The sequence below is a fragment of the Paraburkholderia lebeckiae genome, assembly GCF_050436325.1.
GTDB classification, from domain to species: Bacteria; Pseudomonadota; Gammaproteobacteria; order Burkholderiales; family Burkholderiaceae; genus Paraburkholderia; species Paraburkholderia tuberum.
In genome coordinates, this window is sequence record NZ_JBNDLZ010000003.1 from 1,481,139 (window position 1) to 1,502,235 (window position 21,097).

16 protein-coding genes and 1 pseudogene are annotated in these 21,097 nt (G+C 65.2%); 12 read left to right on the forward strand and 5 right to left on the reverse strand.

Annotated features, from left to right (window positions below):
* Nucleotides 1-139: 139 nt before the first annotated feature.
* From OKW44_RS24695 to OKW44_RS24720, 6 genes are all read left to right on the forward strand, one after another.
* Entirely contained in the window at nucleotides 140-4,390 is a 4,251-nt protein-coding gene (locus OKW44_RS24695) for a YhdP family protein (RefSeq protein WP_018419474.1), read from the forward strand.
* A 153-nt stretch (nucleotides 4,391-4,543) separates the two neighbouring features.
* Entirely contained in the window at nucleotides 4,544-5,407 is an 864-nt protein-coding gene (locus tag OKW44_RS24700; RefSeq protein ID WP_026225607.1) for a carbon-nitrogen hydrolase family protein, read from the forward strand.
* Between the two features lie 87 nt (nucleotides 5,408-5,494).
* On the forward strand, nucleotides 5,495-6,961 hold the full coding sequence (tldD, locus tag OKW44_RS24705; RefSeq protein WP_018419472.1) for a metalloprotease TldD: 1,467 nt from the start codon (nucleotides 5,495-5,497) through the stop codon (nucleotides 6,959-6,961).
* A 415-nt stretch (nucleotides 6,962-7,376) separates the two neighbouring features.
* Complete coding sequence (gene aroG / locus OKW44_RS24710) at nucleotides 7,377-8,450, forward strand: 3-deoxy-7-phosphoheptulonate synthase AroG (RefSeq protein WP_018419471.1); 1,074 nt, start codon at nucleotides 7,377-7,379, stop codon at nucleotides 8,448-8,450.
* Nucleotides 8,451-8,653: 203 nt separating this feature from the next.
* Nucleotides 8,654-8,998: a type II toxin-antitoxin system RelE/ParE family toxin gene (locus OKW44_RS24715; protein ID WP_018419470.1), complete on the forward strand. Its 345-nt coding sequence runs from the start codon at nucleotides 8,654-8,656 to the stop codon at nucleotides 8,996-8,998.
* On the forward strand, nucleotides 8,995-9,327 hold the full coding sequence (locus OKW44_RS24720; protein WP_018419469.1) for a helix-turn-helix domain-containing protein: 333 nt from the start codon (nucleotides 8,995-8,997) through the stop codon (nucleotides 9,325-9,327). The genes OKW44_RS24715 and OKW44_RS24720 overlap by 4 nt, the downstream gene beginning before the upstream one ends.
* A gap of 54 nt (nucleotides 9,328-9,381) precedes the next feature.
* Here the strand turns inward: OKW44_RS24720 and OKW44_RS24725 are convergent, their stop codons facing one another.
* Complete coding sequence (locus tag OKW44_RS24725) at nucleotides 9,382-9,936, reverse strand: cob(I)yrinic acid a,c-diamide adenosyltransferase (protein ID WP_018419468.1); 555 nt, start codon at nucleotides 9,934-9,936, stop codon at nucleotides 9,382-9,384.
* Nucleotides 9,937-10,159: 223 nt separating this feature from the next.
* Between OKW44_RS24725 and OKW44_RS24730 the strand changes: the two genes are divergently transcribed.
* From OKW44_RS24730 to proC, 6 genes and pseudogenes are all read left to right on the forward strand, one after another.
* The gene (locus tag OKW44_RS24730) at nucleotides 10,160-11,578 is read left to right on the forward strand and encodes an FAD-linked oxidase C-terminal domain-containing protein (RefSeq protein WP_018419467.1); all 1,419 of its coding nucleotides are present in this window, start codon (nucleotides 10,160-10,162) and stop codon (nucleotides 11,576-11,578) included.
* 153 nt (nucleotides 11,579-11,731) lie between these two features.
* Nucleotides 11,732-13,225 (forward strand): FAD-linked oxidase C-terminal domain-containing protein, encoded by a 1,494-nt coding sequence (locus OKW44_RS24735; protein WP_018419466.1) that lies wholly within the window; start codon nucleotides 11,732-11,734, stop codon nucleotides 13,223-13,225.
* 179 nt (nucleotides 13,226-13,404) lie between these two features.
* Nucleotides 13,405-14,494 (forward strand): annotated as a pseudogene (gene glcE, locus OKW44_RS24740) (glycolate oxidase subunit GlcE).
* Nucleotides 14,495-14,502: 8 nt separating this feature from the next.
* Nucleotides 14,503-15,729, forward strand: coding sequence for a glycolate oxidase subunit GlcF (gene glcF, locus OKW44_RS24745; protein ID WP_018419464.1), 1,227 nt, complete (start codon nucleotides 14,503-14,505; stop codon nucleotides 15,727-15,729).
* Between the two features lie 36 nt (nucleotides 15,730-15,765).
* Nucleotides 15,766-16,464, forward strand: coding sequence for a YggS family pyridoxal phosphate-dependent enzyme (locus OKW44_RS24750; RefSeq protein ID WP_018419463.1), 699 nt, complete (start codon nucleotides 15,766-15,768; stop codon nucleotides 16,462-16,464).
* A 76-nt stretch (nucleotides 16,465-16,540) separates the two neighbouring features.
* Nucleotides 16,541-17,356 carry a pyrroline-5-carboxylate reductase gene (proC, locus tag OKW44_RS24755; protein ID WP_018419462.1) on the forward strand — a complete coding sequence of 272 codons (816 nt, stop codon included), beginning with the start codon at nucleotides 16,541-16,543 and terminating at the stop codon, nucleotides 17,354-17,356.
* 131 nt (nucleotides 17,357-17,487) lie between these two features.
* Here the strand turns inward: proC and ubiA are convergent, their stop codons facing one another.
* The 4 genes from ubiA to OKW44_RS24775 form a co-directional block, all read right to left on the reverse strand.
* Nucleotides 17,488-18,351: a 4-hydroxybenzoate octaprenyltransferase gene (gene ubiA / locus OKW44_RS24760; RefSeq protein ID WP_018419461.1), complete on the reverse strand. Its 864-nt coding sequence runs from the start codon at nucleotides 18,349-18,351 to the stop codon at nucleotides 17,488-17,490.
* 191 nt (nucleotides 18,352-18,542) lie between these two features.
* Nucleotides 18,543-19,040, reverse strand: coding sequence for a Dps family protein (locus OKW44_RS24765; RefSeq protein ID WP_018419460.1), 498 nt, complete (start codon nucleotides 19,038-19,040; stop codon nucleotides 18,543-18,545).
* Between the two features lie 153 nt (nucleotides 19,041-19,193).
* Entirely contained in the window at nucleotides 19,194-19,358 is a 165-nt protein-coding gene (locus OKW44_RS24770; protein ID WP_018419459.1) for a hypothetical protein, read from the reverse strand.
* A gap of 96 nt (nucleotides 19,359-19,454) precedes the next feature.
* Nucleotides 19,455-20,909 (reverse strand): catalase, encoded by a 1,455-nt coding sequence (locus OKW44_RS24775; protein ID WP_280784300.1) that lies wholly within the window; start codon nucleotides 20,907-20,909, stop codon nucleotides 19,455-19,457.
* Nucleotides 20,910-21,097: the final 188 nt, after the last annotated feature.

Consider the following 21,097-nt stretch of genomic DNA (forward strand, 5'->3'; position numbering starts at 1 on the left):
CCGAACCGCATGCCGGACGGCCTCGCCAATCCGCGTCACGGGCCGTCGGACAGGGTTTGCAGGAGGTCCGCCGACGCTTTCCCGTGTGATACATTTCGTCGTTAACACGCAAAACTACCATACGCCCAGCCGCCGCAGCATGTCCGAGCGAAACGAATCCGCCGACCCGCAAGCCCCCCCGCAGGTCCGGCATGTGAGCGGAAGCGACCACATCGTGCTGCGTCGGACGTTGCGCGTGCTCGCCACGCTCGCGCTCGTCCTCTATTTCATCGCGGGCGGACTGTTTCTGGGTTTGCGCTACGTGGTGCTGCCGCGCGTCGACACGTTCCGGCCGCGCATCGAAGCCGCGGTCTCCGACAAGCTGCGCACCCAATTCACGATCGGCCGGCTCGCGCCGCACTGGAGCGGCTTCCAGCCAGGGCTCGATGTCACGAACCTCGTCATCCGCGATCACGACGGCCTACCCGCGCTGACGATTCCGCACGCCACCGCGTCGGTGTCCTGGCGCTCGTTGTGGGAGTTTCATCTGGCGCTGTCGAGCCTGATCGTCGATCAGCCGGACGTGCTGGTGTCGCGCAGCGAGGACGGCGTGCTGTCGGTCGCGGGCGTGCCGGTGCCGACGCGCCACAGCGGCAACGACGCGCTGTCCACCTGGTTGTTGCGTCAGCAGGCGATCGTCGTGCGCGGCGGCGTGCTGCGCTGGCGCGACGCGACGCGCAACGAATCCGAACTGGCGCTGCGCGACATCCGCCTCGCGATCCTCAATGACGGCCGCGACCACCGCATGGCGCTGCAGGCGCCACCCGACGGCCAGGTGCTGAAAGGCCCGCTCGACTTCCGCACGCACTTCCGCCACGCGCCGCTCTCCGCGATCGGCAAGCCGATCAACTGGAGCGGGCAGGTGTACATGTCGACGGGCCCGGTCGATCTGCCGACGCTCGCGCGCTACATCCAGTTCCCGATCGAGACATTCGCCGGCCGCATCGACAATGCAATCTGGATCGACTTCAGCGAAGGCCGCATGACCCAGGCGACCGGCCAGTTGAACGGCAACGACGTCGCGATGCGCGTGCGCCCGACCCAGCCAAGGCTACTCGTGCCGATCGCCCACTTTCTGTGGCGCGTCGAGGCAAACGAAGGCGAGTACCGGCTGCAGCTGTCGGACCTGCGTGCCGAGCTCGGCCAGCCGCCGCTCGAAGACGGCACGCCGCTCACGCGCATCCTGCGCTTCCGGACCCTCGACAGCCGCTACCGGATGGCGTCGCAGCAGCATGGGCAGCTTTTGAGCGTCAGCGGCGATCGCGTAGATCTCGGCATCCTCGCCGAATTCAGCCGCGCGCTGCCGCTGCCGCGGCACTTTCTCAATGAACTCGTGCGCATCAATCCGCGCGGGCGCGTCGCGAACTACGTGATCGAGCTCGAGCGCGGCAAGCCGGAATCCGGAGAAGTGGGCAGCGACCGTCGGCCCACGGGTGCTGAACCGATCGAGCGTTATCGCTTCAAGGGCGATTTGCAGGGCATCAGCTTTGCCGCCCAGGAGCCGGGGCCGGGCCTGACGCCGCGCGGCCACCCGCGCGCCGGCGTTCCCGGCATCGAAAACCTGTGGGGCAACGTCGACGCCGATGAAAAAGGCGGCCACGCGAACCTCGATACGACCAACGTGGCGATCACGCTGCCGGGCGTGTTCGACGATCCGCGTCTCACGCTTGCGCGTCTGCACGGCCGCGCCGACTGGACGATGGGCACGAAGGCACCGGGCGACACGCGTCCCGCGTTCGCGGTCAAGCTCAACGATTTCAGCGTATCGAACCCTGACGTCGAGGCGAGCGCGACTGCGAGCTACAGCAATCCCGGCCACGGCCGCGGCTCGCTCGACCTGAAAGCCGACTTCCAGCGCGCGCAGGTGACGCACATCGCCCGCTATCTGCCGACCGCGGTCAGCGAAAAGCTGCGCATTTACCTCGGCCACGGCTTGCAGGCTGGCGTGTCGCGTGGCGGCACGATCGAAGTGCACGGCGACCTGACCAAGTTCCCCTACGCGCGCGACCCCGACGCCGGCATCTTCCGCATCGTCGCGCCGTTCACCGGCGGCAAGTTCGATCCGACGCCGTTCCCGCCGCGCAACATGCGCAACGGCACGCCAAACGTTTGGCCGCCGCTCGACGGAATCGACGGCGTGTTCGAACTCAAGCAGAACCTGCTGCGCTTCGACATCGACCGCGGCCGTTACAAGCGCGTCGCGCTGACCGGCGTGAACGGCCGCATCGACGACCTCGGCACCAAAGGCTCGAACCTCACCATAGAGGGCAACGGCCGCGGCCCGCTCGCCGATATGCTCGACTACGTGAACGGCAGCTCGCTCGGCATCATGGCGCGGCACCAGACCGAAAAGATTCGCGCGGAAGGGCCCGCGTCGCTCGCGCTGAAGCTGACGATCCCGCGTACGCCGAAGCCGCATATCGGCGTGGAAGGCGCGCTCGGCTTCCAGAACAATCGCCTGAGCGTGAGCAATGCGCCGTCGCTGTCGCAGCTGAACGGCCGGGTGCGCTTCACCGAGCGCACGGCCGAAGTCGAGCGGCTCTCCGGCCAGTTCCTCGGCGGTGACGTGCATGCGAACGGCGGCTTGCGCCAAGACGGCACGTACGCGCTCGCACTCAACGGCCACATCGCCGTCGATGCCGCGCGCGAACTGCATCTGCATGGCCCGGCCGCACAGGTGCTCACGCATATGAGCGGCAGCGCGCCTTATGCATTGCGCGTCACCGGCGCGAAGGGCCGCCTGCCCGAGGTCAGCGCCAACTCTGATCTGAGCGGCCTCGGGCTCGATTTTCCAGCGCCGTTCAAAAAGACTGCCGGCACACCGATGCCGCTGCACTTCTCGGTCAATCCGTCGACGGTGCCGGGCGAAGCCGGCCTCGAACGCGCCGACCTGACGTTGGGGCCGGTCGCCGCCGCGTATCTACTGCGCTATCGGCCCAACGCGCAGCCGCGTACGTCACCGACCGTCGTGCGCGGCGCGATCGGCGTGAACCGGCCGGTCGACCTGCCGTCCGAGGGCGTGGTCGCCGTGGTGGACATCAAGGAGTTCAATGCCGACGCCTGGCGCGTGCTCGCCGCGCAGCTGCGCGCGGGCGCGAGCGCGGACGGGGCGAATGGCGTGAACGGCAGTGCGAACGGCGGTAATACCGCCAGCAGCGCGGCCACACCCGCGGCCGCGCCGAATCCCATGCTCACGCAGTTCCTGCCGAACCGCTTCGCGCTGCACATCGACATGCTTACGCTGCTCAAGCGTCACTGGGACAACGTGATCGTCGGCGCGTCGCACGCGGACCGCACGTGGCAGGCGAACATCGCGTCGAATCAGGTGTCGGGCCACGTGTCGTGGCTGCCGGGAGCGACCCGCGAATCGCCGGGCGAACTGCAGGCGCGCTTCGCGCGCGTCGTGATTCCGTCGGTCGCGGACAAGGACCTGCTTGGTCCGGCGATGTCGGCGCCCGCGCTGAACATGCCGTCGATCGATCTGGTCGTAAACGAACTGATCGTGCACGATCGCAACGTCGGCCGGCTCGAGGTCGATGCGCACAACTTCGAAGAAAACGGCGTGCCGGTCTGGCAGCTCGACAAGCTCGACGTGACGAACCCCACCGCGACGCTGACCGCGACCGCGAACTGGCGCACCTCGACCGAACTGCCCACCTCGGCCGACGAAGCCATGCCGCGCCGCACCGTGTTCGATTTCAAGCTCGACATCAAGGATGCCGGCGCGATGCTCGAGCGCTTCGGTCTGCCGAGGACGCTCAGGGGCGGCACCGGCTCGATTCAGGGCAAGGCCGTGTGGCAGGGCGGCCCGACCACGATCGACTATTCGACGCTGAACGGCAACCTCGCGCTGGATCTACACCACGGTCAGATCCTGAAGGTCGATCCGGGCGTCGCGACGCTGCTCGGCGTGCTGAGCCTGCAAAGCCTCGCGCGCATCGCCACACTCAATTTCCGCGATGTGATCGGCGAGGGCCTGCCGTTTTCGAGCGTGACGGGTACCGCGCAGATTCATGACGGCATCGCTCGCACCGACAACTTCAGGATGGTGACCGCGCCGGCCCGCGCCGAGATGGTGGGCTCGGTCGACATCGCGCAGAAGAGCCAGGACCTGCACCTGCACGTAGTGCCGACCGTCAGCGCCGGCTCCGCGGTGATCGCCGCGACGGTCATCAATCCGCTGATCGGCCTCGGCGCGCTGATCGCCGATATCGCGTTCACACATGGGGTGTCGCACGTATTCGCGCGCGACTACGCGATCACCGGCTCGTGGTCGAAACCGCACGTCGAGCGGGTGACGGGCGAACGGGGTAAGATTGACGCTCCGGCTTCGGCCGTGGAAGCGCACTGAGCTCCGGCTTCCCTGGCGCCGCCGTCTCGAACCACGCGGCCGCTCGTGCCGCTCTATCGACTCAATGCGCCAACGGGGCCGAGCCAGCCCAGAACCATGCATGCGGCGCCCGCGCTTCACACCGCCGCCCGCCGGGAGTCTTTCGACACGCTCATGAGCGAAACACACGTCACTTCATCCGCATCCGCCGCAACGTCCAGCGGCCTTGTAGCCAGCCCCTTCCGGGTTGCCGCGCTGCAGATGGTCAGTTCGCCGGATCGCGATCGCAATCTCGCCGACGCAGAGCGCCTGATCACCGAAGCCGCCGCCGACGGCGCGCAACTCGTGCTGCTCCCCGAGTATTTCTGTTTCATGGGCTTCAAGGACACCGACAAGCTCGCCGTGCGCGAGCCGCATCAGGACGGCCCGATCCAACGCTTTCTCGCCGACGCCGCGCGCCGCCACCAGATCTGGGTGATCGGCGGCACCCTGCCGCTGAACGCACCGGAGCCGTCGCGCGTACTGAACACGACGCTGGTGTTCGACCCGAACGGCAACGAGGCCGCGCGCTACGACAAGATCCACCTGTTCAACTTCGAAAAGGGCGAAGAATCATTCGACGAAGCGCGCACGATTCGACCCGGCACCTCGGTGCAAAGCTTCGAGGCGCCATTCGGCCGGGTCGGCCTGTCGGTCTGCTACGATCTGCGCTTTCCCGAGCTGTACCGGCGCATGGGCGACTGCACGCTGATCGTGGTGCCGTCCGCGTTTACCTACACGACCGGCCGCGCGCATTGGGAGCTGCTGCTGCGCACTCGCGCGATCGAAAACCAGTGCTACGTGCTCGCCGCGGCGCAAGGCGGCAAACATGAAAACGGCCGCCGCACCTGGGGCCACAGCATGCTGATCGACCCGTGGGGCGAGATCGTCGCGGTGCGCGACGAGGGCGCCGGCGTGGTCGCGGGCAACCTCGAACGCGCGCGCATCGAGGAAGTGCGGCAGAGCCTGCCGGCATGGCGTCATCGCGTGCTGACCTGAAACCGACATTGAAACTGCGGCGCCTACCACGCATATTGCGACGCAGGCGCTCCCCGACCCCTTCGTATCGAGCAGAACATACTTCGCATGAACATCATCGAACCCGGTATCCGTAATCTCGCCGCCGCCAAGGACATCCTCCTCACGCCCTATGGTCTCGACGAATCGCTGCTCACGCGCACGCTCGCCGAAATCTTCACGCACCGCGTCGACTACGCGGACCTGTACTTCCAGACCACTCGCAGCGAAGCGTGGAGTCTCGAGGAAGGCATCGTGAAGTCGGGCAGCTTCAGCATCGATCAGGGTGTCGGCGTGCGCGCCGTGTCGGGCGACCGCACCGCGTTCGCCTACTCGGACGACCTGTCGCCCGAAGCGATCCGCCAGGCGGCCATCGCCACGCGCGCGATCGCCAAGGCAGGCGGCGGCAAGCAGAAGATCAAGGTGGCGTCGTCGCTGACCGGCATCGCCGGGCGCGATCTGTACCTGCCGTCCGACCCGCTGCATTCGCTCGACGCCACCGCCAAGGTCAAACTGCTCGAGCGCATCGAGCAGATGGCGCGCGGCCGCGACCCGCGCATCCAGCAGGTGATGGCGGGCCTCGCCGGCGAATACGACGTGGTGCTGGTCGCGCGCAGCGACGGCGGCTTCGCGGCCGACATCCGGCCGCTCGTGCGTGTCTCGGTAACGGTGATCGCCGAGCAGAACGGCCGCCGCGAAATCGGCAGCGGCGGCGGCGGCGGGCGTTTCGACTACGGCTATTTCACCGATGAAGTGCTATCGCGCTATGTCGACGATGCGGTGCACGCCGCTCTCGTCAATCTCGACGCGCGTCCGGCGCCGGCCGGCGCGATGACCGTCGTGCTCGGGCCGGGCTGGCCCGGCGTGCTGCTGCACGAGGCGATCGGCCACGGGCTCGAGGGCGACTTCAACCGCAAAGGGTCGTCGGCATTCGCGGGACGCATCGGCGAGCAAGTCGCCGCGAAGGGCGTCACCGTGGTCGACGACGGCACGCTGCCGAATCGTCGCGGCTCGCTCAATATCGATGACGAAGGCAATCCGACCCAGTGCACGACGCTGATCGAGGACGGCATCCTGAAGGGCTACATCCAGGACACGCTGAACGCGCGTCTGATGAAGATGCCGGTCACCGGCAACGCTCGACGCGAATCGTACGCGGCGCTGCCGATGCCGCGCATGACCAACACCTACATGCTGAACGGCGACAAGGACCCGCAAGAAATCCTCGCGTCCGTGAAGAACGGCCTCTATGCGGTGAACTTCGGCGGCGGTCAGGTCGACATCACGAACGGCAAATTCGTGTTCTCGGCCTCCGAGGCGTACATGATCGAGAACGGCAAGATCACGTATCCGGTCAAGGGCGCGACGCTGATCGGCAGCGGACCGGAATCGCTGAAGTACGTCACGATGATCGGCAACGACATGAAGCTCGATTCGGGCGTGGGCGTGTGCGGCAAGGAAGGCCAGAGCGTGCCGGTGGGCGTCGGTCAACCGACGCTGCGCATCGAGCGGATGACCGTCGGCGGCACCGCCTGATTTCGCGACCAATGCATGCTTCACGCATGCAAAGCGCGAAGCATGCGGGTTTTCCGCATTTTTCGGCGACCCAGCTTGTCAGCCGAGCCTGTACCGGGTTATAAAGTCACTCACCCTTTTTGACCAGCGACGCATTCACTTCGCCATGTCCGCCAAGTTTTATTTTTACTTTTTTTGGTATCTCAGACCGCTGGCGGATCGAGAGGGGTGTTAGTGCACGCAGGACACCGAGAATTCCCGAAAAACCGCCAGCTAGCCTGGCGGTTTTTTTTCGTCTCACGTTTTTCGATACCTGACTGACATTTTGTCGTTGACCATTTTTTGATTGTCGTCCGCGCTGGCCTCGCTGTTTGATCGCTGACTGATCGCCCCGTTGCCCGCGCGAACACGCTACGAACCGTTTCAGGAGAACAACATGCCCCCGCACAATACCGATGATGTCCGCATCCGCGAATTGAAGGAACTCACGCCGCCCGCTCACCTGATCCGCGAATTTGCCTGCGACGAGAAGGTTTCCAACGTGATCTACGACTCGCGCACCGCGATGCATCGCATTCTGCACGGCATGGACGATCGTCTGATCGTCGTGATCGGCCCGTGCTCGATTCACGATCCGAAGGCCGCGATCGAATACGCGGGGCGTCTGATCGAGCAGCGCAAGCGCTTTGCCGGCGAACTCGAAGTCGTGATGCGCGTGTACTTCGAAAAGCCGCGTACGACGGTGGGCTGGAAGGGTCTCATCAACGACCCGCATATGGACAACAGCTTCAAGATCAACGAAGGGCTGCGCACCGCGCGCGAGCTGCTTCTGCGCATCAACGAACTCGGCCTGCCGGCCGGCACCGAGTACCTCGACATGATCAGCCCGCAGTACATCGCGGATCTGATCTCCTGGGGTGCCATCGGCGCGCGCACGACCGAATCGCAGGTGCACCGCGAGCTGGCTTCGGGACTGTCGTGCCCGGTCGGCTTCAAGAACGGCACGGACGGCAACGTGAAGATCGCCGTCGACGCGATCAAGGCCGCCTCGCAGCCGCATCATTTCCTGTCGGTCACGAAGGGCGGCCACTCGGCGATCGTATCGACCGCGGGCAACGAGGATTGCCACGTGATTCTGCGTGGCGGCAAAACGCCGAACTACGACGCCGACAGCGTCAACGCGGCCTGCGCGGACATCGGTAAGGCGGGCCTCGCCGCGCGTCTGATGATCGATGCGAGCCACGCCAACAGCTCGAAGAAGCACGAGAACCAGATTCCTGTGTGCGCGGACATCGGCCGTCAGATTGCCACGGGTGACGAGCGGATCGTCGGCGTGATGGTGGAGTCGCATCTCGTCGCGGGCCGCCAGGATCTGCAGGAAGGCTGCGAGCTCACGTACGGGCAGAGCATTACCGATGCGTGCATCGGCTGGGATGAGAGCGTCGCCGTGCTCGAAGGCCTTGCCGAAGCGGTCAGGCAGCGCCGCGTCGCGCGCGGCAGCGGCAACTGAACACCTGCCCCCGCAGCCACTGCGGGGGCTTGTCGGCAGTCCGTGGAAGAAACCCGGTTCAATATCGAACCGGGTTTTTTATTGGCCATTCGGACGAATGGTAGTCAGCCTGCCGCCTCGATATCGTCATAACTCGTTGCCTGGTCGCTTACACGCTTGACCAGGCTGGAGAATGCGTATAAGATTTTATACACGAGGTGGCGATGGAGCAGGAAAAAGAAATTCGCTGGTTAGGCTCCAGCTACTGTGATTTGCTCGTTTTTCCCGACGAAGCACGTCGTCTCGCAGGGTTTCAGCTTCACAAGATTCAGTCAGGACTCGACCCTGACGACTGGAAACCATTCGAGTCTATCGGCGCGGGAACGCGCGAAATTCGCATCAGAGACCAGGACGGCATTTTTCGCGTGATGTACGTGACCAAATACGCCGAAGCGCTGTACGTGCTGCATTGCTTTCAGAAGAAAACGCAGAGGCTCGGACCGCGCGACAGAAAAATTGCCGAAATGCGCTACCGCGCCATCACCCATTACAGGACCACCCAGCCATGACGATCGACACCAACATTCGTCACGTAACGCGAGCCGGCGCGAACGTGTTCCTCGAACTCGGTTTTTCCGCCGAGGAAGCGAAGCGCCTTCACGATGCGTCGCAAAAGCAGATCAACGACACGCGGCTGCTCAAGGAACAGCTGATGACCGAGCTGTCCACGTGGATCGAACAGCATCATCTGAAGCAGGCCGAGGCGGCCGAAATTCTGATGGTGTCGCGCCCGCGCGTGTCCGACGTCGTCAACAAGAAAACCAACAAGTTCACGATCGACACGCTCGTGGAAATGCTGAGCCGCATCGGCAAGCCGGTCACGCTCGCCGTCGGTTGAGCGTCGGCTCGTGCGAAGCACCGTGCGTGTCTATGCGCACATGTGCGTCGCCATTCAAGGCGCGCCGCGATCGTGCTGCCACAGCACGTCGGTGCCGCCGTCCACGCGATTGAGCACGCGCGCCAGCACGAACAGCAGATCGGACAGCCGGTTCACGTACTGACGTGGTGCCGCATTCAGCGCCTCGTGTTCGCCAAGCGCGACGATCGCCCGCTCCGCGCGCCGGCAAACGGTACGGCACACATGCGCGAGCGCGGCCGCGCGCGAACCGCCCGGCAGAATGAATTCCTTCAGCGGCGGCAACATGGCGTTGTGGTCGGCGAGCCACCCGTCGAGCTGCGCGAGATGCTGTTCGGTAATCATCGTGTGACCGGGAATGCACAGCTCGCCGCCCAGATCGAACAGGTCGTGCTGGATTGCGACCAGCGCCGCGCGCACGTTCTCGGGCAGCTTCTCGCACAACAGCACGCCGAGATTCGAATTCAGTTCGTCGACGTCGCCAATCGCGGCGATACGCGCGCTGTCCTTGCGCACGCGGCGGCCGTCGCCGAGACCGGTGGTGCCGTCGTCGCCGGTGCGAGTGGTGATCTTGCTGAGGCGATTGCCCATGACGTCTCCCATGCATTAGTGACGATGCTGCCAGCTGGTTTGTCCATATTGCACGCATCGCGAAATCGCCGCCATTATATGAGCGGAAGCCGGCCCAGCGCCGCCTGGTGGGCGAACGGCGTAAAATGAAACACTTGCTGCAAACAGACCGTTATCTAAAGAAACTTTCATGGGACCGGAGTAAGCGCTGTAGCGCTAACTCCGGTCGACACAGGAGACATGCGTGAACCATCCCGTGCCGCCGGCGCCGCTACGCCGGCCGTTTCCCACCGCATTGCTGAACCAGCTCAAAGCCGCTTTCGGCGATCGGGTTTCCGTTGCCGAAGCCGTGCGTGCGCACCACGGCCGCGACGAATCACCGTTCGATCCGCAACTGCCTGACGCCGTCGTGTTCGCGCGTACAACCGAAGACGTGCAAACCGCCGTCAAGCTGTGCGGCCAGTACGACGTGCCGATCATTCCGTACGGCAATGGCTCGTCGCTCGAAGGACATCTGCTTGCCGTGCAAGGCGGCGTGTCGATCGATCTGTCGGAAATGAACCGGGTGTTGTCGATCAACGCCGAAGACCTGACCGTCACCGTCGAGCCCGGCATCTCGCGCAAGCAACTGAACGAAGCGCTGCGCGACACCGGCCTGTTCTTCCCGATCGACCCCGGCGCGGACGCGAGCATCGGCGGGATGTCGGCAACCCGCGCGTCGGGTACCAACGCCGTGCGCTACGGCACGATGCGCGAGAACGTGCTCGGCCTGACGGTCGTGCTCGCCGATGGCCGCGTGATCAAGACCGGCTCGCGCGCGCGCAAATCGTCGGCGGGGTACGACCTCACGCGCCTGTTCGTCGGCTCGGAAGGCACGCTCGGCGTGATAACGGAAATCACGCTGCGCCTCTATCCGCAGCCGGAGGCGGTGTCGGCCGCGGTGTGCACGTTCCCGTCGATGGGCGATGCGGTGCGCGCGGTCATCGAGACGATCCAGATCGGCGTGCCGATCGCGCGTGTCGAGTTCGTCGATTCGCTTGCGATCCGCTCGATCAATCGCCATTCGAATCTGACACTGCGCGAAGTGCCCACATTATTCTTCGAATTTCACGGCACCGAGGCCGGCGTCAAGGAACAGGCCGAACTCGTGCAGGAAATCGCCGCACAGAATGCCGGTGAAGGCTTCGAATGGGCGACGCGCCCCGAAGACCGCAGCCGTCTGTGGAACGCGCGTCACAACGCCTATTTCGCGATGCTGCAACTGAAGCCCGGCTCGCGCGCGGTGACCACCGACGTCTGTGTGCCGATCTCGCGTCTCGCGGAGTGTGTGGTCGAAACGGAGCAGGATCTGTTGGCGTCGCCGCTGCCCTGCCCGATCGTCGGCCATGTCGGCGACGGAAACTTTCACGTCGCGATCCTGATCGACCCGGACAAGCCCGAAGAGCTCGAGGAAGCCGAGCGCCTGAACCATCGCATCGTGCAGCGCGCGCTGCGGATGGACGGCACCTGCACCGGCGAGCATGGCATCGGCCTGCACAAGATGGGCTTTCTCATCGAGGAGCACGGCGACGTCGCGGTCGACACGATGCGCTCCATCAAGCACGCGCTAGACCCTCGCAATCTGATGAACCCGGGCAAGATCTTCGCCTGGGCGGCGGCCTGATCGACACCGTGCTTGGCGGCCGCGGCAAACCGCTGACACGCCCAGCGGCAACCGCGCCAAGCTGAACACGCAAGTGATGCGAAGCAGGCAGCACGAAACAGCCGGCTCGAACCAGGAAGCCGGACCGGCGCAAGCCACGAGGAGACAACTCACATGAACGCACCCGCTGAACTGTCGGCCGAAGTCCTCGCGCGGCGTCAGCGCGAAGTCGTGCAGGCGCTGATGGCCGTGTTGCCGACCCACTGTCTGCTGTATCGCGAAGAAGACACCGTCGCGTACGAATGCGACGGACTCGCCGCGTACCGGCGTCTGCCGCTCGCGGTCGTGTTGCCGGAAACCGAGTCGCAGGTGCAGCGCATCGTGCAGATCTGCCATCGCCTCAAGGTGCCCATCGTGCCGCGCGGCGCGGGCACCGGCCTGTCCGGCGGCGCGATGCCGATTCGGCACGGCGTGGTGGTATCGCTCGCGCGCTTTCGCAAGATCGTCGAAGTCGACTCGTACGCGCGCATCGCGACCGTGCAGCCGGGCGTGCGCAATCTGGCGATCTCCGAAGCCGCGGCGCCGTATGGTCTTTACTATGCGCCGGATCCGTCGTCGCAGATCGCCTGCACGATCGGTGGCAACGTGTCAGAGAATTCGGGCGGCGTGCATTGTCTGAAGTACGGCCTCACCGTGCACAACGTGCTGCGCGTGCGCGCGGTCACGATGGAAGGCGAGATCGTCGAATTCGGCTCGCTCGCGCCTGACGCGCCGGGGCTCGATCTGCTCGCGGTGCTGATCGGCAGCGAGGGCATGTTCGCGATCGTCACCGAGGTCACCGTCAAGCTGATCCCGAAGCCGCAAACGGCGCAGGTCATCATGGCCAGCTTCGACGACGTCGTCAAAGGCGGCGACGCCGTTGCGGGCATCATCGCGGCGGGCATCATTCCGGCCGGCCTCGAGATGATGGACAAGCCCGCCACGCGCGCGGTCGAGGAGTTCGTCAACGCGGGCTACGACCTCGACGCGGCGGCGATCCTGCTGTGCGAATCGGACGGCACGCCCGAGGAAGTCGCGGCCGAGATCGTGCGCATGACCGCGGTGCTGCGCGAGCATGGCGCGACCCGTATCCAGATTTCACGCACGGAAGCCGAGCGCCTGCGCTTCTGGTCCGGGCGCAAGAACGCGTTTCCGGCCGCCGGCCGCATTTCGCCGGACTACTACTGCATGGACGGCACCGTGCCGCGCCGCAGTATCGGGCCGCTGCTCGCGCGCATCGAGGAGATGGAGAAGACCTACCAGTTGCGCTGCATCAACGTGTTCCATGCCGGCGACGGCAACATGCACCCGCTGATCCTGTTCAACGGCAACGACCAGGACGAGTGGCATCGCGCCGAGCTGTTCGGTTGCGACATCCTCGAAGCTTGCGTCGAGCTGGGCGGCACGGTGACGGGCGAGCATGGCGTCGGCATCGAGAAGATCAATTCGATGTGCGTGCAGTTCTCGCCCGAAGAGCGCGACACGTTCCACGCGGTCAAGCGGGCATTCGACGCGCCCGGCCTGTTGAACCCCGACAAGGGCATCCCGACGCGGGCGCGCTGTGCCGAATACGGCAAGATGCACGTGCGCGGCGGGCTGCTGCCTCATCCCGAGCTGCCGCGCTTCTAGCGGCTGGCGTTTGCAGCGCGCATCCGTTCGCCGCGCCCGCGCTGATGCTCGGGCGGCCGGCGCGGCGCTTTGCGCGCGCCCCTCCAGACCGATGCCGCGCCCCGTCATGCGGGTGCGCTCCGGCTTGCCAGCGAGCCGCCGCCCGGTACAATCAAACGAAACACGACGAGCAGGACACCATGGAAGAGGACGACATCGTCGCCGTATGGTCCGAACGCGTGCGTTCGGCCAGCGCCGAGGGACGCGCGCTGCGCATACGCGGCGGCGGCACCAAAGACTGGTATGGCCAGACGCTGGAAGGTGAAATCCTCGACACGCGCGCTTATCGCGGCATCATCGCGTACGATCCGGCCGAGCTCGTGATCACCGCGCGCGCGGGAACACCGCTGCTGGAAATCGAAGCCGCGCTCGCCGAGCACGACCAGATGCTGCCGTTCGAGCCGCCGCACTTCGGGCCGCAGGCCACCTTCGGCGGCTGCATCGCCGCTGGCATTTCGGGGCCGCGCAGGCCGGCCGTCGGCGCCGCGCGCGACTTCGTGCTCGGCGCCGTCGTGATGAACGGCCAGGGGCAGGTGCTGCACTTCGGCGGCCAGGTCGTCAAGAACGTCGCGGGTTACGACGTGTCGCGGCTGCTCGCGGGCTCGCTCGGCACGCTCGGGGCTGATCCTCGAGCTGTCGGTCAAAGTGCTGCCGCGGCCGCAAGTCGAAGCCACGCTGAAGTTCGACATGAACGGCACCGACGCGGTACGCAAGCTCAACGAATGGGGCGGCCGGCCGCTGCCGATCACCGCGAGCGCATGGCGCAACGGCACGCTCGCGGTGCGCCTGGGCGGCGCGGAAGCCGCGGTCAAGGCAGCCCGCACCGGGCTCGGCGGCGAAGTCGTCGATGCGGTCGAAGCTGAACGCTTCTGGGCCGGCCTGCGCGAACAGACCGATTCGTTTTTCGCGGGCATTCCGCCGAAGGCCGCGCTGTGGCGCCTCGCGCTACCGTCGATCACCGAGCCGCTGCAGCTGCCCGGCGCGCAACTGATGGAATGGGGCGGCGGCCAGCGCTGGTGGATCACCGACACCGACGCGCAAACCGTGCGCATCAGCGCGAAACAGGCCGGCGGCCACGCGACCATCTTCCGCTGCGGCCACGGCTACGACCGCAGCGCCGGCGTATTCACACCGCTGCCCGCGCCGCTGATGAAAATCCATCGCGGCCTCAAACATGCATTCGACCCGGCCCGCATCTTCAACCGCGGCCGTCTCTACTCCGACTTCTGAGCGACGCGATGCAAACCAACCTCGCGGACTTCATTCGCAATACGCCCGATGGCAACGAAGCGGACGCCATCCTGCACAAATGCGTGCATTGCGGTTTCTGCACGGCCACCTGCCCGACCTACCAACTGCTTGGCGACGAGCTCGACGGCCCGCGCGGGCGCATCTATCTGATCAAGCAGATGGTCGAAGGCGCGCCGGTCACGCGCAGCACGCAGGTTCACCTCGACCGCTGCCTGACCTGCCGCAATTGCGAGTCGACCTGCCCGTCGGGCGTGCAATATGGGCGGCTCGTCGAAATCGGCCGCAAGCTCACCGAAGAGAAAGTCAAGCGTCCGCTCAATCAGCGGCTGATGCGGCGCCTGCTCGCGAGCGTGCTGCCGAACAGCGCGATCTTCACGCCGGCGATGCGTCTGGGTCAGCACGTGCGCGGCCTGCTGCCGAAGAAGCTGCGCGACAAGGTGCCCGCGCGCCAACGCCCGCTCGCATGGCCGAGCGCAAAACACGAACGCAAGGTGCTGATGCTGGCAGGCTGCGTGCAACCGTCGATGATGCCGAACGTCAACATCGCGACCGCGCGCGTGTTCGATGCGCTCGGCATCGAAACGCTGATCGCGCCCGACGCCGGCTGTTGCGGCGCGATTCGCCTGCACCTCGGCTACCACGACGAAGCGCTCGATGACCTGCGCACGAACATCGACGCATGGTGGCCCTACGTCGAACAGGGCGTTGAAGCGATCGTGATGAACGCGTCGGGCTGCGGCGCGACGGTCAAGGAATACGCGCACCTGCTGCGCCTCGATCCGACCTATGCCGAGAAGGCGCGCCGCATCGTCGAATTGACGCGCGACGTCTCCGAGATCCTGCCCGAGTTCGAAGAAAAGCTCGTCGCCATCACGCGCCGCCGCTCGGTACACACGGTCGCGTTTCATCCACCCTGCACGCTGCAGCATGGCCAGCAGATCCGCGGCAAGGTCGAGCAACTGCTCAGCGCGCTCGGCGTCGAAGTGCGCCTGCCCGCCGACAGCCATCTGTGCTGCGGCTCGGCCGGCACCTACTCGCTGCTGCAGCCGCGCCTGTCGTACGCGCTGCGCGACCAGAAGCTCGAGCGTTTGCAGGCGCAGGAGCCGCAGGTGATCGTGTCGGCGAACGTCGGTTGCATCGCGCATCTGCAAAGCGGTACGTCGACGCCGGTCGCGCACTGGATCGAATTGGTCGAGCACATGCTGTCCGTATAATCGGGCCATCGTCTTCGCTGAACACCGGTTCGTTCCATGTCCGATCTGCCTCACAATCTCGCCGACGTGCACGAGCGCATCGCCCGAGCCGCGCAAGCGGCCGGCCGCGATGCGCGGTCCGTGGTGCTGCTCGCGGTCTCCAAGACGTTTCCCGCCGATGCCGTGCGCGCCGCTCATGCGGCCGGTCAGCGCGCATTCGGCGAGAACTACGTGCAGGAAGCGCTCGACAAGATCGAGGCACTTGCCGATCTGCGCGCGTCGCTCGAATGGCATTTCATCGGGCCGCTGCAATCGAACAAGACGCGGCCCGTCGCCGAGCATTTCGACTGGGTACATTCGGTCGATCGGCTAAAGATCGCGCAGCGGCTGTCGGAGCAGCGCCCGGACAACCTGCCGCCGCTCAACGTGTGCCTGCAGGTCAACGTCAGCGGTGAAGCGTCGAAGAGTGGCGTCGCCATCGCCGAGGCGGCCGCTATCGCGCAACAGGTCGCCGCGCTGCCGAAGCTGAAGCTGCGCGGACTGATGTCGATTCCCGAACCTGGCGGCGATCTCGCAGAACAACGCGCGCCGCATCGCCAATTGCGCGAGCTGTTCGAGCGCTTGCGTAACGACGGGCTCGCGCTCGATACGCTGTCGATGGGCATGTCGGCCGATCTCGAAGCAGCCGTGCTCGAAGGCGCGACGATCGTGCGCGTCGGCACCGCGATCTTCGGCGCACGCGATTATTCGCGCTGAGCATTTCCACGGCCCTTGCGCGAACCTGGCTGCGCGAAGCCCTCACCGCATCTCATCTGAACCTATCCGGACCATCATGAAAATTGCGTTTATCGGCGGCGGCAACATGGCCGCGGCGTTGATCGGCGGCCTCATCAAGCGGGGCGCCACGCCCGCGGACCTGTACGCGGTCGATCCGAACGAAGACGCGCGCCAGCGCAACGAGCAGCAATTCGGTATCCGCACCGGCGCGGCCGCCGACGTCACGCTCGCCGACTACGACGCGGTCGTGCTCGCGGTGAAACCGCAGATCCTGAAGAGCGTAGCCGGGACGCTGGCGCCGCATCTGCGCGCGTCGCAACTCGTCGTCAGCATCGTCGCGGGCATTCGCATCGACGACATGTCGCGCTGGCTCGCTGGCCACAACCGCGTCGTGCGCGTGATGCCGAATACGCCGGCGCTGATCGGCATGGGCGTCACGGGTCTCGTCGCCAGCGGCAGCGTCGACGAAGCGGGCCGCGCGCTCGCGTCACAGGTGCTCGGCGCGGTCGGCGAAACCGTCTGGTTCGACGACGAAGCGAAGATTGACGCGGTCACCGCGATCTCGGGCAGCGGGCCGGCCTACGTGTTCTATTTCATCGAAGCGCTGCAGGAAGCCGCGCGCCAGCTCGGTATGGACGAAGCGCAGGGCCGCGCGCTGGCGGTCGCGACCTTCACGGGCGCCGCGCAACTCGCGGCCAATTCCGACGAGCCGCCGAGCGTGCTGCGCGAGCGCGTGACATCCAAAGGCGGCACGACCGCGGCAGCGCTCGCCTCGTTCGAAGCGAGCGGCATCAAGGACGCGATCGTGCGCGGCGCACTGGCCGCCGACGCGCGGGCGCGCGAGATGGGCGACGAATTCGGCAAGCAGTAACGCGAACCGGCGTCGAAAGGAAACAGCGGAAACAGACACGCCGTAGCGCGACTGTCCTTCTTCTAATCAGGGCAGGCGCCTACGGCGTGTAGAAACGCAGCGGTCTGAAGCCAGAAAAGCGCTGACGCGAATTAAAACGAAGCCACCACGTAATGCGCGGCGATCCCCGCGAACAACGCGCCGCCGAGCCAGTTGTTGTGACGGAACGCGGCAAAGCACTGCATGCGCTCGCGATGGCGGATCAGCGTGTAGTGATAGATCGCGCAACCCACCGCGACCGCCCAGCCGAGCCAGTACAGCGGACCAAACCCGAGCGTCACGCCAATGCCGACGTAAATCCCGAGCGTCACTGCATAGCACAGCATGACCGCGGCCACGTCGAAACGGCCGAACGTCAGCGCCGACGTACGGATGCCGATCTTGATGTCGTCATCGCGATCGACCATCGCGTATTCGGTGTCGTAAGCAACGGCCCAAAAGATATTCGCGACCAGCATCATCCACGCGAGCAGCGGCACGTGATCCTGCACCGCGGCGAACGCCATCGGAATACCGAAGCCGAACGCGATGCCAAGATACGCCTGCGGAATCGCGAAGAAGCGCTTCATGAACGGATACGTGCCGGCGACGAACAGCGCGACCACCGACAACTCCTTGGTCAATGCATTGAGCGGCTGAATCAGCAGAAACGCGATCAGCGACAGCACGGTTGCCAGCACGACCGCTTCCCACGCATTGATCTTGCCGGACGTGATCGGCCGGTTCTCGGTGCGCTTCACGTGACGGTCGAAATCGCGGTCCGCGTAGTCGTTGATCGCGCAGCCGGCCGAGCGCATCAGCACCGTGCCGAGCGTGAAGATCACCAGCAATTGCCACGACGGATGACCGCCGGACGCGATCCACAGTGCGTTGAGCGTCGGCCACAGCAGCAGCAGGCTGCCGATCGGCTTGTCCATGCGCACGAGGCGCAGATACAGGGGAAATCGGGCGAACATGGGACGAATTCGGTGAAGTGCGAACACGGTGCGCCTATTTTACGGGAAGCGCACGGCGGCCCAGGATTCGCACGACCGCGTATCGAAGTGCCACGCGCTCGCATCAGTGCGTTACGCGGCAGCGGCGCAAAAAACAAAGCCTCCCGTGCAGGGAGGCTTGTGCGTTTTTAGCACGGCTCAACTGCGCCAAATCAGGCGAGCAGCGAGCGCAGCATCCATGCGGTCTTTTCGTGTGTCTGCATACGTTGCGTGAGCAGGTCGGCGGTCGGCTCGTCGTTGGCGGCTTCCGTCGACGGGAAAATCGCGCGCGCGGTGCGCACCACCGCTTCCTGACCTTCGACCAGCTGACGGATCATGTCTTCCGCGGCCGGCACGCCGTCCGCTTCGGGGATCGACGACAGCTTCGCGAAATCCTTGTAGCTGCCCGGCGCATGCACGCCCAATGCACGGATGCGTTCGGCGATCGAGTCGACCGCGAGCGCGAGTTCGTTGTACTGCGTTTCGAACATCAGGTGCAGCGTATTGAACATCGGACCCGTGACGTTCCAGTGGAAGTTGTGGGTCTTCAGGTACAGCGTGTAGGTGTCGGCGAGCAGACGCGACAGCCCTTCGGCGATCTTCTTGCGATCCTTGTCGCTGATCCCGATGTTGACGTGCTGTACTGCTGTTGCGGCTTCTTTCTTGGCCATGATGACTCCTTTGAAGAGTGATACGAACCGGTCGGCAGATGACGGTCTGCGGAAACACGAATAAAACGTTCGACAGTGTAGCGTGAATGCCGCAAGGATTGCGCAACACGTGCCCGAGAGCCTTGCTGCGCGGCCACTCTGGCGGTACTGCGCTCAGCCTCCCAGCGCGTGTTGCAACGCCTGCGCGGCGATTACCGCAAAGCCGCTCGCGACGATCGCAAAGCCCAGCGCCTTGCGAAACATCAACGCCTGCCATTGCGCCTGCTTGCTCGGCGCGGCGGCCGGACCGCCGATGCTCGCCATCATCATCCGAATCATGATCGTACTCCGGGTTCGTCTCGTGACGGACCGCAGCAATGCGCCGTGCCGTCGATTACTTTGCCACTGCTTTGCCATCCGCCGCGTATATGACGCCTATCGGTTCCTGCCTTCCCGCAACGCGGCGAGCGCCGCGATCACACCTTCCGCGTAAGCCGGATCGGCGCGGCGGAAATGCTCGATCTGACGCGCGACGATTTGCTGCGGCACGCCGTCGATATGTCGCGCGATATTGCCGAACAAACGCTCACGTTGCGCGTCGTCGAACAGCGCGAACAACATTCGCGGCTGCGTGTAGTAGTCGTCGTCCTCGCGATGCTCGTAACGCGCGACCGCGCCCGCCGCGAGCGGCGGCTCGGACGCGTTCTCGTCCTGCTCGAAGTCGCCGAAGCGATTCGGCTCGTAATTCACGTTGCCGCCGCTATTGCCGTCGGTGCGCATCGCGCCATCCCGATGAAACGAATGCGGGTTCGGAACGCGCGGCGCATTCACCGGGATCTGGTGATGATTGATGCCGAGCCGGTAACGCTGCGTATCGCCGTACGAGAACAGCCGCCCCTGCAACAGACGGTCCGGCGAAAATCCGATGCCCGGCACCACGTTCGCCGGCGTGAACGCCGCCTGCTCGACGTCCGCGAAATAGTTCGCCGCGTTGCGATTCAGTTCGAGCGTGCCGACGTCGATCAACGGATAGTCCTTCTGCGACCACACCTTCGTGATGTCGAACGGATTGAAGCGGTAGCTCGCCGCATCCGCTTCCGGCATCACCTGAATTGCGAAGCGCCACTTCGGGAAGTTGCCCGCGTCGATGCTGTTCACCAGATCGCGCTGCGCGCTTTCGCGGTCATTGGCGACCACCTGCGCAGCATCGGCGTCGGTGAAGTTCTCGATGCCTTGCAGCGACTTGAAGTGGAACTTGACCCAGAAACGCTCGTTGCTCGCGTTGATGAACGAGTACGTGTGCGAGCCGAAGCCGTGCATCTGCCGGTAGTTCTTCGGAATGCCGCGATCGCTCATCAGAATCGTCACCTGATGCAGCGACTCCGGATGACGCGACCAGAAATCCCACGCGGCGACATTGCTGCGCAGATTCGTGTACGGATCGCGCTTCTGCGTATGGATGAAGTCCGGGAACTTCAGCGGATCGCGGATGAAGAACACCGGCGTGTTGTTGCCGACCACGTCCCAGTTGCCTTCTTCGGTGTAGAACTTGATCGAGAAACCGCGCACGTCGCGCTCGGCGTCGGCCGCGCCACGCTCGCCGGCCACCGTCGAAAAGCGCATGAAAAGCGGCGTTTCCTGGCCGACCTGCGCGAATACCTTCGCCTTCGTGTAGCGCGAAATGTCGTGCGTGACCGTCAGCGTGCCGAACGCGCCCGAACCCTTCGCGTGAACGCGCCGCTCGGGAATCACTTCGCGATCGAAGTGCGCAAGTTTTTCGAGCAGCCAGACGTCCTGCAGCACCACGGGGCCACGCGGGCCGGCGGTCATCGAGTTCTGGTTATCGGCGACGGGCGCGCCGGCGGCATTGGTGAGCTTACGTTCGGACATGGGCACTCCTGCGTGGTTTCTATCGAATCGGGGGAAAAGCATGCGGCATCCGTGCGCGACGGACGCCGTCACGGGTAGGCACGTCAGGCGGCCAGCACCCGGTCGGCCAGCAACGACACGGCGACCGTACGGATACTCGGCGCGGCGACCGTCGTGGCCGGTTGCGCGGGAAAAGCGTGGATGGGCTG